General features: G+C 48.2%; 1 rRNA gene. It reads right to left on the minus strand.

Annotated elements, in window-relative coordinates:
- A 23S ribosomal RNA gene (locus tag JMX63_RS14340) occupies positions 1-2,123 on the minus strand; the annotation flags it as partial.
- Between the last annotated feature and the right edge of the window lie 273 nt (positions 2,124-2,396).

A 2,396-nucleotide genomic window follows, 5' to 3' on the forward strand; every position in this document is an offset into this window, starting at 1 on the left:
AGACTAGCGTCTCGGCTTCAAAGCCTCCCACCTATCCTGCACAAGTCAGGTCAAAGTTCAATGTAAAGCTGTAGTAAAGGTTCACGGGGTCTTTCCGTCTAGCCGCGGGTACACAGCATCTTCACTGCGATTTCGATTTCACTGAGTCTCTGCTGGAGACAGCGCTGCCATCATTATGTCATTCGTGCAGGTCGGAACTTACCCGACAAGGAATTTCGCTACCTTAGGACCGTTATAGTTACGGCCGCCGTTTACTGGGGCTTCGATCAAGAGCTTCGCTTACGCTAACCCCATCAATTAACCTTCCAGCACCGGGCAGACATCACACCCTATACGTCCACTTTCGTGTTTGCAGAGTGCTGTGTTTTTAATAAACAGTTGCAGCAGCCTGGTATCTGCGACTGCCAACAGCTCAAGGAGCAAGTCCTATCACCATCAACAGCGTACCTTCTCCCGAAGTTACGGTACCATTTTGCCTAGTTCCTTCAGCAGAGTTCTCTCAAGCGCCTTGGTATTCTCTACCTGATCACCTGTGTCGGTTTAGGGTACGATTCGTTTATAACTATTGCTTAGAAGCTTTTCCTGGAAGCATGGTATTTGCCACTTCGCTGTACAAGTACAGCTTGCTATCAGATCTCGGTATAGAATAGCCCGGATTTACCTAAGCTATAAACCTACATCCTTTCACCTGGACAACCAACGCCAGGCTGACATAACCTTCTCCGTCCCTCCATCGCATTATAAACAAGTATCGGAATATTAACCGATTTCCCATCGACTACGCCTTTCGGCCTCGCCTTAGGGGTCGACTCACCCAGCCCCGATTAACGTTGGACTGGAACCCTTGATCTTCCGGCGTGCGAGCTTTTCACTCGCATTATCGTTACTCACGTCAGCATTCGCTCTTGTGATACCTCCAGCATGCTTTACAACACACCTTCACAGGCTTACACAACGCTCCCCTACCACTTGAAAACAAATTCAAATCCGCAGCTTCGGCTCCTAGTTTGAGCCCCGTTACATCTTCCGCGCGGGCCGACTCGACTAGTGAGCTATTACGCTTTCTTTAAAGGATGGCTGCTTCTAAGCCAACCTCCTAGCTGTCTATGCCTTCCCACCTCGTTTCCCACTTAACTAGGAATTTGGGGCCTTAGCTGGCGGTCTGGGTTGTTTCCCTCTCCACGATGGACGTTAGCACCCACCGTGTGTCTCCCGGATATCACTCATCGGTATTCGGAGTTTGCATCGGTTTGGTAAGTCGGTATGACCCCCTAGCCGAAACAGTGCTCTACCCCCAATGGTGTTCGTCCGAGGCGCTACCTAAATAGCTTTCGGGGAGAACCAGCTATCACCGAGTTTGATTAGCCTTTCACCCCTATCCACAAGTCATCCCCTGGCTTTTCAACGACAGTGGGTTCGGTCCTCCGGTGCCTGTTACGGCACTTTCAACCTGCTCATGGATAGATCACTCGGTTTCGGGTCTATACCCTGCAACTAAACGCCCTATTAAGACTCGGTTTCCCTACGGCTCCCCTAAACGGTTAACCTTGCTACAGAATATAAGTCGCTGACCCATTATACAAAAGGTACGCGGTCACCCAACAAGTGGGCTCCCACTGCTTGTACGCACACGGTTTCAGGTTCTATTTCACTCCCCTCACAGGGGTTCTTTTCGCCTTTCCCTCACGGTACTGGTTCACTATCGGTCAGTCAGGAGTATTTAGCCTTGGAGGATGGTCCCCCCATCTTCAAACAGGATTTCTCGTGCCCCGCTCTACTTAATATGTTAACTCTAATGTTTCGAATACAGGACTATCACCTACTACGGTCAGCTTTCCCACGCTGTTCTTCTACATTAGAATTAATCGGCTTCTCCCCGTTCGCTCGCCGCTACTAGGGGAATCTCAATTGATGTCTATTCCTAAGGGTACTGAGATGTTTCACTTCCCCTCGTTCGCTTCCTAATAAATTAGGATACCTACCTTATGGTAAGTGGGTTTCCCCATTCAGAAATCTCCGGATCACAGGATATTGCCGCCTCCCCGAAGCTTATCGCAGGCTGTCACGTCTTTCATCGCCTCTGACTGCCAAGGCATCCACCATGTGCGCTTCATTACTTGACCATACAACCCCAAGTAGTCTTTCGACTTCTAAGTGTCATACAATCTAATTATGATAACGATATCACCTATGTTTATACGCTTGATTCAGTTCTCTTTACTTTTTTTAATAACTCACCCCTGGGATAACAACTGATGTCGTTAAGAGGTGAGTTATTAAGGTTAAGAAGTGCGCGTGAACACGCTCTTCTTAACCCAGACTCATATCTATGTTTTTAAATAGTCTCTATGCTCTCGTCGAGTCACAGATTCTGTATAAAACAGAAAGAAGTAATC

The sequence above is a fragment of the Psychrobacter nivimaris genome (assembly GCF_904846365.1).
Lineage (GTDB): Bacteria > Pseudomonadota > Gammaproteobacteria > Pseudomonadales > Moraxellaceae > Psychrobacter > Psychrobacter nivimaris_B.